Source organism: Virgisporangium aurantiacum, assembly GCF_016863635.1.
In the GTDB taxonomy this organism is placed as follows: Bacteria; Actinomycetota; Actinomycetes; order Mycobacteriales; family Micromonosporaceae; genus Virgisporangium; species Virgisporangium aurantiacum.
Genome location: NZ_BOPG01000143.1, coordinates 1 through 13,300 on the forward strand (window position 1 = coordinate 1; position 13,300 = coordinate 13,300).

Sequence of the window (13,300 nt, forward strand, 5' to 3'; positions counted from 1 at the left end):
GTCCTCTCGCTTCGCTTCCTCCGGCTGTGCCGCAGGGGTCGTTGGGGACCCGGTGTTGGCGCGCGCACCGTCGTTTGATCTCAACGTCCTTCACTTGACGTCTGCGCTCTTCAGAGGGTTGCGCGCAATGGGTTGCTGTCGTCATAACATTCGCGCAACAGCGCGCTCGCGGTCCGCTGACATCGGGCATATCGAGCGGGCCTGGACGCCGCGACGGCCGGGCAGCGTCCACTGTCTGTGATGGGAGGACTGCGGCCTGCATCGGTCCGCCGGGCGCCGAGCCGCAACGGGGTTCCAGGGCTTCGGACGTTGCGGGGATGTGGTTTCCTCTTGATCGCCACGTTTGTGCGGAACAGGGGAGGATTGACCAGGATGCCGCCCGGCCACTACGGACAGCAACCACCGCCATACCCGCAATATCCGCCCCCGCGGCGCCGAAGCGGCACGGCCGGCAAGACGTTCGGTTGCCTGATCGTGGTGCTCCTCATCGGTGGCGGAATCGTGTTCGGCATCGGCACGGCCGCCGGGTGGTTCAGCGCCGACGACGCCGCCTCCAATTCCCAGGCCGGGGACTGCATGAAGGCCGCCGACAACGACGCGAAGTCGACGAAGTTCTCCATCGTCGACTGCGCGGCTCCCGACGCGGCGTACAAGGTGGCCTTCAAGACGGACAGCCGCTACGGCGGCTGCGGCGGCACGTCGTACATGGCCGACAGCGAGAAGACCAGTCGCCGGTCCGGCTTCACCCTGTGCATGACCCTCAACGCCAAGGTCGGCGATTGCTTCAACCAGACCGTCGGCCCACCGACCGGCACGGCCCGCAAAGTGGCGTGCGGTTCGGGCGCCACGTACAAGGTCGTGAAGATCGTCGACAAGGACGACCTCTACGCCTGCGGCTCCGACTACAAGCGCCCGTCCGGCTCGAGCCTCACCGGCAAGCTCATCTTCTCCTACCCGAAGCCAGCCATGTCCATCTGCACGAACGGCGCATAACCCCGCAGTCGAGCGTCGCCATGGCGTCTCGTGGGATCGACCGGGGCGGTGCCGCCTGCAACCCTGGCGCGGCCCTCGGCCGTCTGGTAGGTGTGCGTCGTGCGACTTCCGGCCTGCTGACGGCCGCGGTACTGCTTCTGCTGGGCACGATCGCCCGGGACAGCGCGCCCGTGGACCGGCCCGTGCGACCCCCGCTGGCCGTCTCCCCGGTCGCCGTCGCGGCCGCACCCTCGGTCACCCCCACGCCGCTGATGTCGTCGCCCAGCCCGACCTTCCACGACGGCGACGGACCCGTCGGCTCGTTCCTCACGACGAAGAGTCAGGCAGTCGCGCTGACCTTCGACGACGGGCCGGATCCGATCAACACCCCGAAACTGCTGGCCCTGCTGCGGGAGCGGCACATCCACGCCACGTTCTGCATGGTCGGATTCCGCGTCCGCGACCGGCCCGACCTCGTCCGGGCCATCTACGCCGACGGGCATACCCTGTGCAACCACTCGTGGCAGCACCTGTTGAACCTCACTCAACGCGACGACGCCTACATCGACTGGGACCTCAAACACACCAACGACATGATCCACGCGGCGGTCGGGACGGACGCGCCGATCCGGTACTTCCGCGCACCCGGCGGCAACTTCACACCCGCCCTCGTGGCCAAGGCCCGCTCGCTCGGCATGGACTCGATCTACTGGGACGTGGACCCACGCGACTGGGAACACACGCGCGACGGCAACGCGTCGGCGCACATATCGCGCGTGGTGAGCGAGGTCAAGGGCCGCACGCGCCCGGGCTCGATCGTGCTGTCCCACGACAACGGCCAGCCGAACACCATCACGGCGTACCAGTACCTGCTGCCCTGGCTCCAGGAGCGCTTCACGCTCGAGGGCCTTCCCGCCTCCGGACTGTGACAAGCCAGTACCTGCTTGCACGCGCCGACCCGTCGGCTTCGCATCGCCTTACCCCGGGTTGGTGGCGAGGTGGACGGTGGCCCCGCGGTCGAGGATTATGCCGCCCGAGTCGTGCATGCGGGTCAGTTCGGTCAGTGCCCGGCGTTCGTACTCGGCAGCGTCCGGTGGGCTCAGCGCGTCGAGGCGGACGGCGAAGCCGTGGGACATGTGAAAGTTCCAGCAGGTCTGCGGGTCGGCTACCGGCAGGTGCACCGCGAGATCGGTCGTGCGGACGTCGAGGAAGCCGGCCGTGTGCAGCTCTGCCGCGACGTCGATGTCGTCGGGGCGGCCACGCGGGTCGGCCCGTGGTGCGAACTCGGCCCAGACGGCGTTGAAGGCGTCCCAACGGCCGTGGTCCTCGCACGGGCCGGGTGTGGTGAGCGCGAGGGTGGCGCCCGGTCGGAGGACGCGGCGAAGCTCGGCGAGCACCCGTCGCGGATCGGTCACCAGGTGGATGACGAAGCCGCCGGTGGCCAGGTCGTAGGAGTGGTCGGGCAGGTCGAGCCGGTGGATGTCCATCACCCGGGTATCGATCCCGGGGTGGGCGGCGCCGAGCAGCGACACCATGCGCGGGGCGGCGTCGACCGCGGTGACGGCACATCCTCGGGCGGCCGCCGCCACCGCGATCGCGCCGCGCCCGCTGCCGACGTCCAGTAACCGGGCTCCCGGCGCCGGGTCGACGACCTCGACAAGCTGCGCCCCGAACTCGGCGAAGAACGGCAGGACCTGGTCATAGGTCGCCGCGAGCCGCTCGAACAGCATCCACGTCTCCGTCACGCCTGCGAGAGTGGACCACTTTCCCCGGACCAGCCAACGAGTTTTGCCCGGCTGGACCCCCGTACCGCCAACGACCGAGCGAACCACTCCGAGCAAGCGCTCGGCTGCCGTTACAGGATGTCCAGGAGAGACTCGATGCGGGTGGCGAGAACCAGGTCCATACTGCCTTCGATCCGCACACTGACCCGAGTGCCGTCCGACGATTGAGCCAACCGGATGGTCAGCGGAGGCGCGCCCTGCAACGGGTACTCGAACCACGCATCGGATGCCTGATCGTCTGTGTCGTCCAGCGCGCCGACCAAGGCTACTTCGTCCAGTTCGTCGTACCGGTAGTTGATAAAGGCACTGACCTGTTGACAGAGTCGGACGACGTGATTGTCGGCCACCTGTCCCTCAATCTCGGTGATATCCGCGGGACCGCCGCTGTCCGATGCCTGTAGCCGAAGCCGAGACGCGACGAGTTGCTCCGCTTGCGGGTTGTAGCAGTCGAGCCCGTACCAGCCGGCCAGGGCGGGGAGGGCGCTGATGCCGTGCCAGCTGTACGGCAAGGTGAGCAGTACGTACCGGTCGGCCAGATCGGTGCGTCCCCCTGGCGTGATCCATTCCGCGTCGTGGTGCCACGGCTCGAGGTGGTCAGCGAGGTCTGGCCACCGACGCAGCAGCTCGGCACGGAAGGTGAGAACTCGCGCGTCGGGCGCGAGATCTTCAGCCTCCTCTTCGGCGAGTTGATCGGCCAGCCGGAAGATATCGTCCGCTGCCCCGGACGGCCAGAAATACAGGTCGTACGTCACCGCAGCATGGTATTTGATCATCTTTCGTTGCGCTGCCAGCCAATTGCGCACCGCGGCGAGGTCGCCACGACGAGGAGGGCAAATCCGCGCAGCCGGTCACCTGGTCCCGTTGTACCCGTGAAGCCACTCGGCCACCGTTGCGAGGTCGGCTTCGGTCAGGCCTGACCGCGGGTCGACGCGGTGCAGCAGCGCCGGCATCGGGTGATGCGTGGCGACCCACCGTTGATCGGCGCCGGTCATCTCGTCATCGAGCCAGACGAACGCCCGCCCCGCCGCCCACCGGGTGAGGGCCACGGTCTTCCAGTGCAGGCCCGTAGCGGACCACGAGTCGTCCTCGTCGTCGTCGGGCCAGTCGACGACTGGCAACGTCGGAAGACCGAGCCGGGGCGCGACCACTCCGTTCGCATCCTCCATCCAGGTGCTCGCCCAGACCAGGTCGCCCGCCAGGCTGAGGAGGCGGCGCCCGTCATCCGGGTCGAGCCGCTCCAGCAACGGATTGCCCGAACCATCGCCACCGTCGACCCCGTCGACGCCACGACCCCGCGACGCGGACGGCCGCGGCCGGAACGGGATGAGCACGCCATCAACATCGACAAAGACCAACGGGCGCGCGACACCGGCGTTCACGCCGGAACCGTACCCCGACGCGTTCAGCATTTGGGGCGCGGCAGATTCCGCGCCCGGGTTGTCCGGACCTGGTTGTGGATTCGGGTTGGGGGTGTCGCGACGTTGTTTACTGACTCGATGCATGCGAAGCGCCCAGTCCAGGCGCCGACCGACCCGGTTCTGACGCAGCGGCTCGCCCTGACGCCGGTCGGTCGCGACGATGTCGATGACCTGAACCTGTTGTATGACGATCCGGTGGTGGCGTATTGGACCGGGCCTTGGACCCGCGTGGCTGTGGAGGCGTGGGTCGCGAACATGGTGGGCCGGTGGGCGGCGGACGGGGTCGGCAAATGGATGGCACGCGACCGTTCGGACGGGTCGCTTGTCGGGCGCGGTGGCTTCACTCGCATTGACCTCGATGGCGAGGCAGTGCTCGAACTCGGCTGGGCGGTTCGTGACGCCCTCACGGGCCGTGGCTATGCGACGGAACTCGGCCGGGCAGCGCTCGCCTGGGCGCCAGCCCACCATCCGGACCTGCCGGTCGTGGCGTTCACCGAGGTGCACAACCGTGCCTCGCGGGCGGTCATGGAGAGGCTCGGGATGCGAGCGGCCGGCATCATCCGGCGTGAAGGGCTCATCGAGGGCATGACCGGCGTGCGCCCGGACGCCCCCTTCGCTCTTTATCGACTCTGAGTCCGGATTCCACAAGGCTCGCGTGGAAGCGACAGGTTTCCGGCGGAGCGGCCCGACCCGGACGTCGTCACCGCGGTGACCCGGTCGGCGGACTGGGCACCTGGTTCGGCCAACCGACCTGAGCGCCGCATTAACGGTCGTCTCAGGTTCGCTCGGTATGAATTCGGCGCCAGATAAGCGATAACGCGTATGTAGGAGGCTAGTGATGGCAGTCAACGCAGCGCCGTCCGGGGAAGCGCCGGCCGGTCGGTTGGCAGGCCGGTGGGTGCCGTGGTTGGTGATTGGCTTGTGGGTGGCGCTGGCGGCGGCCATGGTGCCGCTGAGCGGAAAGTTGAGCTCGGTCACCACCGACAGAGCCGTGGACACCCTGCCGGCCAGCGCCGAGTCCACCAAGGTGGCGGTGCTGGAGGACAGTCTCACCGGCGGTGAGGACAACACGTTCGTCTTCGTGTACCACCGCGCCGGCGGCATGACCGACGCCGACCGCGCGACGGTCGAGCGCCACTACAACACCCTTGCCAAGCGGTACCCGCCGAAGGTGGCGGCGGTGGCCGGCGGCGAGGACGAGGGCCCACCGACGAGACTCTCCACCGACGGCAAGGCGATGATGTTCACCCTCGACGTGAGCGCGACCTACGGCGGACCGGAGACCATCGTCGGCCCGTTGCGTGACGCCGCGAAGGACCGCCCCGCCGGCCTGGACCTCGACGTGACCGGCCCGGCCGCGGTCGACGGCGACATGGACGCCGTCTTCGAGGGCATCGACCTGCAGGTCTTCCTCACCACCGTCGTCGTCGTCACGCTCCTGCTCATCCTCACCTACCGCAGCCCGGTGTTGTGGTTCATCCCGCTGGTGGCCGTGGGCGTGGCCGCACTGACCGCGATGGCGACCGTCTACCTGCTCGTCAAGGGCTTCGGCATCGTGGTCAACGACCAGAACTCGGCGCTGCTGACGATCCTGGTATTCGGCGTCGGCACGGACTACGCGCTGTTGCTCATCGCCCGGTACCGGGAGACACTGCGCCACCACGAGAACGTCCGGGTTGCGATGGTCCACGCGTTGCGCGGCGCGGCGCCGGCCATCGTCGCGTCCGCGGCCACCGTGGTCGCCGGCCTGCTCTGCCTGCTCGTCGCGGATCTGAACAGCACCAGCGGGTTGGGCCCGATCGGTGCGGCCGGCATCCTGTGCGCGCTGGTGGCCATGCTGACGCTGTTCCCGGCGGTGCTCGTGGTGCTCGGCAGGCGGATCTTCTGGCCGGCCATCCCGCGGTTCAGCACGGCCGTGGAGGAGAAGCCGGGGGTGTGGGGACGGCTCGGCGCCGCCATCAGCCGCCGCCGGTGGGTGGCGACGCTCGGCTCGCTCGGAGTGCTCGGCGTGCTCGCCATCGGGTTGGCGGGCAACACCGGCGCCCTGCGGGAGCAGGACCAGTTTCTGGCCGCGCCGGAGTCGGTCACCGGCTTCACCGTTCTCCGCCAGCACTTCCCGGAGCTCGGTGGCCAGCCGATGACGATCTTCACGCGGCCGGCGTACCAGGAGCGGGTCCTCAACGTCGTCAAGGGCACCCCCGGTGTGGCCCAGGCCTTCCCGGGTGAGACCAAGGGTGGCTGGGTCGACATCTCCGTGTTCCCGAAGGATGCGCCGGACACCGTCGCGGAGTACGACACGATCAAGCGGGTGCGCACCGCCGTGCACGCGGTGAGCGGGGCGGAGGCGATCGTCGGCGGGCCGAGTGCGGAGAACCTCGATACCGAGGTGACCACCAGCCGCGACGAGAAGCTGGTGATCCCGCTGGTGCTCGCCGTCGTCCTGATCGTGCTCGGGCTGCTGCTGCGCGCGATCGTGGCCCCGCTGGTCCTGATGGCCACCGTGGTCGTCTCATTCGCCGCAGCCTTCGGCGGCAGCGTGTTCGTCTTCGACACGATCCTCGGGTTCAAGGGTGTCGACTATTCGGTGCCGCTGCTGGCGTTCCTGTTCCTGGTGGCGCTCGGCGTCGATTACAACATCTTCCTGACCAGCCGGGCCCGGGAGGAGACCGTGCGTCTCGGCAGCAGAGAGGGCATGCTCAAAGCCCTCTCCGCCACCGGTGGCGTCATCACCTCGGCAGGTCTGGTCCTGGCGGCCACGTTCGCGGTCCTCGCCACACTTCCGCTGGTGATGCTGATCGAGGTCGGGTTCCTGGTCGCCTTCGGCGTGCTGCTCGACGCCCTGCTGGTGCGGTCGGTCCTCGTGCCCGCCCTCACCCTGCTGATCGGCCCGCGGATCTGGTGGCCGAGCCGGCTGTCCCGACCGGCAGAGCCGCCGACCGGGCGACACTCGCTCGCTGATGACGAGGAGCTCGCGCTGCAACGGTGAGCACGGCGGCGCGTAGGAGATCGGGGACGGGCTCAGGCCCGTCCCCGATCTTTGTCATGACGTGACGGCCGGGGTCGCGGACGGAAGGTCGACCCGAAGCAGCGCGCCACCGCGTGCGGAGCGGGCGACGGTAACCCGGCCGCCGTGGGCGTCGACGACCCGCTGCACGATCGACAGCCCCAGACCGGATCCCGGCAACGCCCGGGCGCTGTCGGCACGGTAGAACCGGTCGAACACCCGCGGTACGTCGGCGGCGTCGATGCCCGGCCCGGCGTCGTCGACCTCGAGCACCGCCGACGCGCCCTCGGCACGGAGCCGGACCTGTACCGGCTGGTCCGCGGGGGACCACTTGCCGGCGTTGTCGACGAGGTTGAGCACCGCCCGCTGGAGCGCAGCGGGACGCCCGCTCACCCACACGGAGGTCACGTCGAGCGCGGCCTCGATGTCGGGCACGCGGGAACGCGCCCGGGTCGCGGCGGCCACCACCACGTCGGCGAGGTCGAGCAGCTCGGTGTTCTCGTCGCTGACGTCACCGCGCGCCAGGTCGGTCAGCTCGGCGGCAAGGGTGCTCAACTCGGCCACCTGGGCGCCGAGATCGTTGAGCAGCCGGGTCCGGCTCTCCGCCGGCAATGCGCTGTCCAGCGTGCCGCGCCGATCGAGCCGGATCAGCAGCTCGACGTTGAGGCGCAGGCTGGTGAGCGGGGTCTTGAGCTCGTGGGCGGCGTCCTCGGCGAGCAGCCGCTGGGCCCGCCGGGAGTCCCGGAGAGCGGCGAGCATGTCGTTGATCGACCGGATCAGCCGCCGGATCTCCCCACCGCCCTCATCCGGGATGTCGGCGTCGAGATCCCGGGTGCGCGCGACGCGTACCGCGGCGGCGGTCAGCCGGTCGATCGGTGCCAGCGCGGTCCGCGCCACGGTCCGCCCGACAAGGGCACCGCCGGCCACGCAGAGCAGCCCGATCAGCAGCATGCCGAACCCGAACTCGTTGATCGGGGTGTCGTCGGCGAGGCTCGCCACCTGGACCGCGCCGTCGCCCGCCCGCAGCGTGTAGACGAGGTAGCCCTCGGTGCCGCCGATCGACTCCATCAGGTCGGCCGACACGCCCTGCGCCACGCGCCTGGCGTCCCCGCTGACCGGGGGCAGGGCGGGTTGGCCGGCCGGCGTCCGGGTCGAGCCGTCGGGCAGGATGACCCGCACCAGCCGACCGGATCCGGGATACGGCCGTAGTGGGACCTGCGCCAGGCCGGCGCTCTCCGCGTCCGTCGCCAGGACGCGCGCGTCGGCGCGTAGCTGGTCCTCGGCGGTGTCCTGCAGCTTCCGGTCCATTAGCTCGCTGGCCACCTGGAAGGCCACGAACACGCTGACCGCGATGGCCGTCGCCGCGATCACCGTCAGCCTGGTCCGCAGAGACCGCCGGCGCCACCATCGGGCCAGCCGGCCCGGTTCCCGGCGGACGTGCCTGCTCACGGAGGAGTCTCCCGCAACGTGTATCCCAGGCCGCGCAGCGTGTAGATCAATCGCGGCTCACCCTCGGCCTCCATCTTGCGGCGCAGGTAGCTCACGTACACCTGGAGGTTGTTGGCGGTGGCGCTCATGTCGAAGCCCCAGATCGCCTCGAACAGCGCGTCGCGGGTCAACACCCGGGTCGCGTTGCGCATGAGGACCTGCAGCAGGGAGAACTCGGTCCGGGTCAGGCGGAGCGGCCGCCCGCCCCGCCACGCCTCGAACCTGTCGGGATCGAGCCGGACGTCGGCGAACGACAGGATCTGCGACTCGTCGTCGCCCGGCGTGCGGCGGCGCAGCAGGGCCCGGACCCGGGCCAGCAACTCCTCGGTGGCGAACGGCTTGGGCAGATAGTCGTCGGCGCCCGCGTCCAGCCCGGCGACCCGGTCGGAGACCTGATCCCGGGCGGTCAGCATGAGCACCGGCAGATCCCGACCCGCCGCCCGCAACCGCCGGCAGGTCTCCAACCCGCCGAGGCGGGGCATCATCACGTCGAGGATCAGCAGATCCGGCGCGTCGCCACCGACCCCACCGACCCCGTCGAGCACGGCGAGACCGTTGGCGACGGTGCTGGTGTCGTAACCCTCGACCTGGAGCACCCGCTCCAGCGACTCACGGATGGCTGCCTCGTCATCCGCGATCATGATCCGCACGCCCGCCCCGCCCCCCTCCAGTCGATGCTTTTCCGCTCATTCTCCGCGATCAACCTGAGGCCAGGATTAGAGCCGTCGCCGCAGTGGTGCCCGCGGGCCAGGCTCTTGCGGATGCCTAACTCATCGCGGACCGCCGGGCGAGCCCTGTGATCGATGTGTGACGGCGAGCATTGGACTTTGCCGCCATCCTCAGAGGGCGTCCTCCGCCAGGACCACGGTGTGGAAGTTATCGATGCGCGACACGATCGCCTCGCGCGGGCCGGAATGCCACGCCTCGCTGGCGTAGAACGCCTCCTCCTGCTCGTCGCGCGCGGCGAGTGAAGGAAACCGGCGGATCAGGTAGGCCTCCTCGTGGCCCTCCTCGGCGACGAGCGACGCACCGCACGCAACGACCTCGATGCCGAAGCCGGTCAGCAGCGGAACCGCCTCGTCGCGCATCACGCGCACGAACTCGCTCGAGGTGCCCGGGCGCAACCGGTAGGTACGGATCTCTAGAAACACTCAAACCTCCCCCGCAAGCCGCGACCATGCCTCGGGGTCTGCGGCCTTCAGAAAGGTAGCTGACCCGGACCCGGATGGGTGCGCTGACCTTTATGCTCGTGCCCGGCGCGTCCGGCATCCGAGGGATCCAGCTCCGTAGAACGGCAGCCTCCCCGGTCTGTCCGGGGGCGGTTCCCGTCGAATCGGGAAACCTAACCGACGTCCGGGCTTCGTCTAGGGCCATCGAGCCCCTGTCAGCGCCGGACGCGCCCGCGCTCTCTGCGGCAGAAGCGGACATCTGTGGTCGCTGCGCCTGATAACCCGGGATCGGATCGCAGTCAGCAGATAGTGTGCCCGTTTGGATTCGTTGTGCGTGGTGGGAGGTCAGGCGATGTCGGTCGGCGACTACGTGGCGCTCAATCGAGAGGTCTGGACGCGATCGAACGCTGAGTTCACCGACGCGCAAGCCTTCCGCGTCTGGACCAATGATGAGATCACCTGGGGTATTTTCAACGTACCCGAAAGCCGTGTCGGGGCTCTTGGCTACGTCGCGGGCCTGGACGTGGTCGAGTTGGGCTGCGGTACCGCGTACTTCTCCGCGTGGCTGGCCCGGGGTGGTGCCCGCCCGGTCGGCGTCGACGTGACCCCGGCCCAGCTCGACACGGCCCGGCGCTGCCAGGAGCAGTTCGGTGTCACGTTCCCGTTGATCGAGGCGGACGCCCAGGACGTTCCGCTGCCCGACGCCGGTTTCGACCTGGTGGTGTCGGAGTACGGTGCCAGCCTGTGGTGCGAGCCCGACCGCTGGGTGGCCGAGGCGGCGCGACTGCTACGGCCGGGTGGACGCCTGGTGTTCCTGACCAACAGCGTCCTCGTGACTCTGTGCGTGCCGCACGAGGAGGGGTACGCGCAGCAGTCGCTGCTGCGCCCGCAGCGCGGAATGCATCGGGTGCAGTGGGCCACCGGCGGCGTCGAGTTCCATCCCAGCCACAGCGACTGGATCCGCATCCTGGCCGCGCACGGATTTGTGGTCGAAGCGCTCCACGAGCTCTACGCCCCGGACGACGCCCAGCCGCACGAGTACTACGACATCGCAACCACCGACTGGGCCAGACAATGGCCAGTCGAAGACCTGTGGACCGCCCGCAAGCCAGCCGCTGCGCCGGCCTGACACCGGCGCGGCCGTGGCTACGGTAGGGCGAGGCGCGCTATTGGACGATTCGTTCGAATGTCACCAGTAGTCCCTCGACTCCCCCGGGGCCTATGCGTCCCTTTACTTCCGCCGACGTGATCGCCTTCAGCCGCCAACCTTGGCCGGCGTGTTCGTTGAGAACGTGTTCCAGCTTGTCACCCGACATCTTGCCGCCGATCATCTTCTCCCGAAGCTCCAGGACCTTGTACTCATAGCGTTCCACCATCAGCCCATGGTCGCTCATCGGCACGCGGGACGCCGATGTCGGGAGCCGGAATGGCACCTGCATCACCGTGCGTCACCGGCCGTGATGAACGCCAGCACAACCGATGCGGCAGATGAGGCGCCAGGTCGCAGTACGCTACCGCCATGCTGACCGTGCCACTGGTCCGCGAAGCTGAGGAGCCGCAGCTCCGGGTCCGTCGTTGAGCCGGCGGCGGTATGTCGCCCGCGGTGTCCCGGGCGGCTGGCGAGTCTGGGACAACAAAGCGCGGCGGTGGTGGGGCGAGCAGTACGAGGTGCAGCCTGACGATCTTGTCGCGGAACTCAACGGCGCCGGCGACTACACGCGGATCACAGAACTCCTCAGGCGATACCGGACCGCCAGGCGATAGACCGACAACGACAACGTGCGCGTACGCCCGCGCGCTGCGACGGCTCAACCGCGAGAGCGATAGCACCGTGGAAATCCACTAGCCAACGGGACAGTGACCTTGGACCGGGCGCCCTAACATCCCCGGACGTGGATCAACCACCGACGGGGCCGTGGCCGCCTGCACCACCGCCGTACCCGATGAGGCCGCCAGGCCCACCGCGCCGCAGGAGCCGGGCACCGCTCGTTGTGTCGCTGGTGGCCGCGTTCGTTCTCGTCTGCTGCTGCGGCGGTTACGCCGGCCTGTACTTCTACGAGAGTTCCTACGTTCCGGGCCAGCGCGAGGACCTCCTGCGGTCGTTCGGGGCGCCGGAAGGATTTGGCCTCGTGTACCGGAAGACCGAGAAGAAGGGTTCCGTGGCCAAATACTCGCTGAGCTGCGCACCGGCTTCGGTCTGCCCGCCCGACCCGGTCGGGAGGCTGGCCACGTGGGCGACACGCGTCGGCGTATCCGGCGTCACCGGTCCGGCGCTCGCCGCCCGCTTCCAGCAGAACCTCGCCTGGCGCGAGTTCGAGATCCCCAACGGTGACTTTGAGATCGACGTGACGATGTCCGGCGGTGTCGCGGTCGACGCTTCGCAGGCGTTGTTCGAGGCCGTCATCCTCATCACCGAAGGGTGCCCGACCTGCGGCTGAACGGGCCAGATCATTCGGCCGCAGCGGCCGTTCATGACGGTTGGGCGAGACCGAGGGTGGCGAGCACCTCGGCCCGCGTGGCCGGGTCGTCGGTGGCGACCACCGCGTACACCATGATCGGACCCTTGACGGCGAGCAGGATGCGGGCGGCGCCGTCGAAGCGGTACATGGCTTCGCAGTCCTGATTGCCGGCCCACGCGTAGGTGGCGGGCAGTTCCGGAAAGCGGCGTCGTAGCGTGGGCAGCGCGTCGGGCGGCAGCGGCCGGTCGAAGTCGGACACCGCCTCGGCCGGCAGGTGCGCGTCCCACACCGAGGTCAGCACGTAGGTGGTGAACCGGTCCGCGTACCGGTCTTCGTGCGAGTCCGCGTCTTCGGGGTCGACGAGGAAAACCGGCGGATCGTCGACCTCCACTGGGGACGGCTGCGGCAGCGGGAACAGCGGCTGCGTGCCGTCGCGCGCCGCGGGCAACCGGACCACCCACCGGCAGCAGAACTGGCAGTCGGTCTCGGTGGCCAGTCGTCCGCGCCCGAGGTAGTCCACTCCGTTGAGCGGCCTGCCGAGGTCATGAGCGTCCACGAGCACGTTGCCGCGTCGCTCGCGGAGCCACGCCGAGGCGTCCCGAACCGCGTACCACTCCCGGACCGCCGCCGGCACCCGCAGACCCGACCGCCGTTCCAAGGCGTCGATCGCAGCAGTCACGCTTGGATCCAGCACCGGCCGCACACGCATGATGCGGTACGCCTCGGCATGCCACCACAGCGGCGCAGAATCAGCGTCGCTCGACGTCGTCGAAGCCAGCACGTGGCAAGTATGGCCGAGTCGCGGGACGCCTGGTCGAACACGATCTGGCGATCGTGAACGCGAGTGGGGAAGTCTCGTGGATCCCGACATCGTTATTGACGTTGTGATCAAGCCGAGTGGTGATCGTCCGGTGCTGGTCGTCGACGGCGCCTTGTTCTCCGACTTCGAGGGGTTCGCCCGGGAGTTCACGCGGCTGCTCGACAATCACTCGTGGTACGGGAACCT

Annotated in this window: 14 protein-coding genes; 6 read left to right on the top strand and 8 right to left on the bottom strand. The window is 69.1% G+C overall.

From position 1 onward, the window contains the following. Window positions 1-372: 372 nt before the first annotated feature. A complete protein-coding gene (locus Vau01_RS62275) occupies window positions 373-993 on the top strand; it encodes an LppU/SCO3897 family protein (protein ID WP_204014942.1) in 621 nt (206 codons plus the stop codon). 92 nt (window positions 994-1,085) lie between these two features. Continuing rightward, a complete protein-coding gene (locus Vau01_RS62280; RefSeq protein WP_239153116.1) occupies window positions 1,086-1,901 on the top strand; it encodes a polysaccharide deacetylase family protein in 816 nt (271 codons plus the stop codon). A gap of 48 nt (window positions 1,902-1,949) precedes the next feature. Here the strand turns inward: Vau01_RS62280 and Vau01_RS62285 are convergent, their stop codons facing one another. The 3 genes from Vau01_RS62285 to Vau01_RS62295 all read right to left on the bottom strand — a co-directional run bounded on the left by Vau01_RS62285 (window position 1,950) and on the right by Vau01_RS62295 (window position 4,111). Then, window positions 1,950-2,717: a class I SAM-dependent methyltransferase gene (locus tag Vau01_RS62285; RefSeq protein ID WP_204014959.1), complete on the bottom strand. Its 768-nt coding sequence runs from the start codon at window positions 2,715-2,717 to the stop codon at window positions 1,950-1,952. A 110-nt stretch (window positions 2,718-2,827) separates the two neighbouring features. Further along, window positions 2,828-3,508, bottom strand: coding sequence for a hypothetical protein (locus Vau01_RS62290; RefSeq protein WP_204014962.1), 681 nt, complete (start codon window positions 3,506-3,508; stop codon window positions 2,828-2,830). A gap of 96 nt (window positions 3,509-3,604) precedes the next feature. Beyond that, entirely contained in the window at window positions 3,605-4,111 is a 507-nt protein-coding gene (locus Vau01_RS62295; protein ID WP_373320515.1) for an HAD domain-containing protein, read from the bottom strand. A 141-nt stretch (window positions 4,112-4,252) separates the two neighbouring features. Here Vau01_RS62295 and Vau01_RS62300 point away from each other — a divergent pair, with 141 nt between their 5' ends. Both Vau01_RS62300 and Vau01_RS62305 read left to right on the top strand, forming a co-directional pair. Continuing rightward, window positions 4,253-4,807 (top strand): GNAT family N-acetyltransferase, encoded by a 555-nt coding sequence (locus Vau01_RS62300; protein WP_204014968.1) that lies wholly within the window; start codon window positions 4,253-4,255, stop codon window positions 4,805-4,807. Window positions 4,808-5,084: 277 nt separating this feature from the next. Then, window positions 5,085-7,160, top strand: a complete 2,076-nt coding sequence (locus Vau01_RS62305) for an MMPL family transporter (RefSeq protein WP_239153120.1) — start codon at window positions 5,085-5,087, stop codon at window positions 7,158-7,160. A gap of 54 nt (window positions 7,161-7,214) precedes the next feature. On the opposite strand, the gene Vau01_RS62310 is transcribed toward Vau01_RS62305, so the two are convergent. The 3 genes from Vau01_RS62310 to Vau01_RS62320 form a co-directional block, all read right to left on the bottom strand. Continuing rightward, entirely contained in the window at window positions 7,215-8,627 is a 1,413-nt protein-coding gene (locus Vau01_RS62310; RefSeq protein ID WP_204014987.1) for a HAMP domain-containing sensor histidine kinase, read from the bottom strand. Continuing rightward, the gene (locus Vau01_RS62315) at window positions 8,624-9,307 is read right to left on the bottom strand and encodes a response regulator transcription factor (RefSeq protein ID WP_204014990.1); all 684 of its coding nucleotides are present in this window, start codon (window positions 9,305-9,307) and stop codon (window positions 8,624-8,626) included. Before Vau01_RS62315 ends, Vau01_RS62310 begins: the two co-directional genes overlap by 4 nt. A 198-nt stretch (window positions 9,308-9,505) precedes the next feature. Further along, entirely contained in the window at window positions 9,506-9,817 is a 312-nt protein-coding gene (locus tag Vau01_RS62320; protein WP_204014993.1) for an NIPSNAP family protein, read from the bottom strand. A gap of 370 nt (window positions 9,818-10,187) precedes the next feature. On the opposite strand from Vau01_RS62320, the gene Vau01_RS62325 reads away from it, so the two are divergent. Then, window positions 10,188-10,964 carry a class I SAM-dependent methyltransferase gene (locus tag Vau01_RS62325; protein WP_204014997.1) on the top strand — a complete coding sequence of 259 codons (777 nt, stop codon included), beginning with the start codon at window positions 10,188-10,190 and terminating at the stop codon, window positions 10,962-10,964. Between the two features lie 37 nt (window positions 10,965-11,001). On the opposite strand, the gene Vau01_RS62330 is transcribed toward Vau01_RS62325, so the two are convergent. Beyond that, window positions 11,002-11,211 carry a DUF4177 domain-containing protein gene (locus Vau01_RS62330; RefSeq protein ID WP_204015000.1) on the bottom strand — a complete coding sequence of 70 codons (210 nt, stop codon included), beginning with the start codon at window positions 11,209-11,211 and terminating at the stop codon, window positions 11,002-11,004. A gap of 624 nt (window positions 11,212-11,835) precedes the next feature. On the opposite strand from Vau01_RS62330, the gene Vau01_RS62335 reads away from it, so the two are divergent. Next, complete coding sequence (locus tag Vau01_RS62335; protein WP_204015003.1) at window positions 11,836-12,273, top strand: hypothetical protein; 438 nt, start codon at window positions 11,836-11,838, stop codon at window positions 12,271-12,273. A gap of 31 nt (window positions 12,274-12,304) precedes the next feature. On the opposite strand, the gene Vau01_RS62340 is transcribed toward Vau01_RS62335, so the two are convergent. Then, complete coding sequence (locus Vau01_RS62340) at window positions 12,305-12,973, bottom strand: hypothetical protein (protein WP_204015006.1); 669 nt, start codon at window positions 12,971-12,973, stop codon at window positions 12,305-12,307. Between the last annotated feature and the right edge of the window lie 327 nt (window positions 12,974-13,300).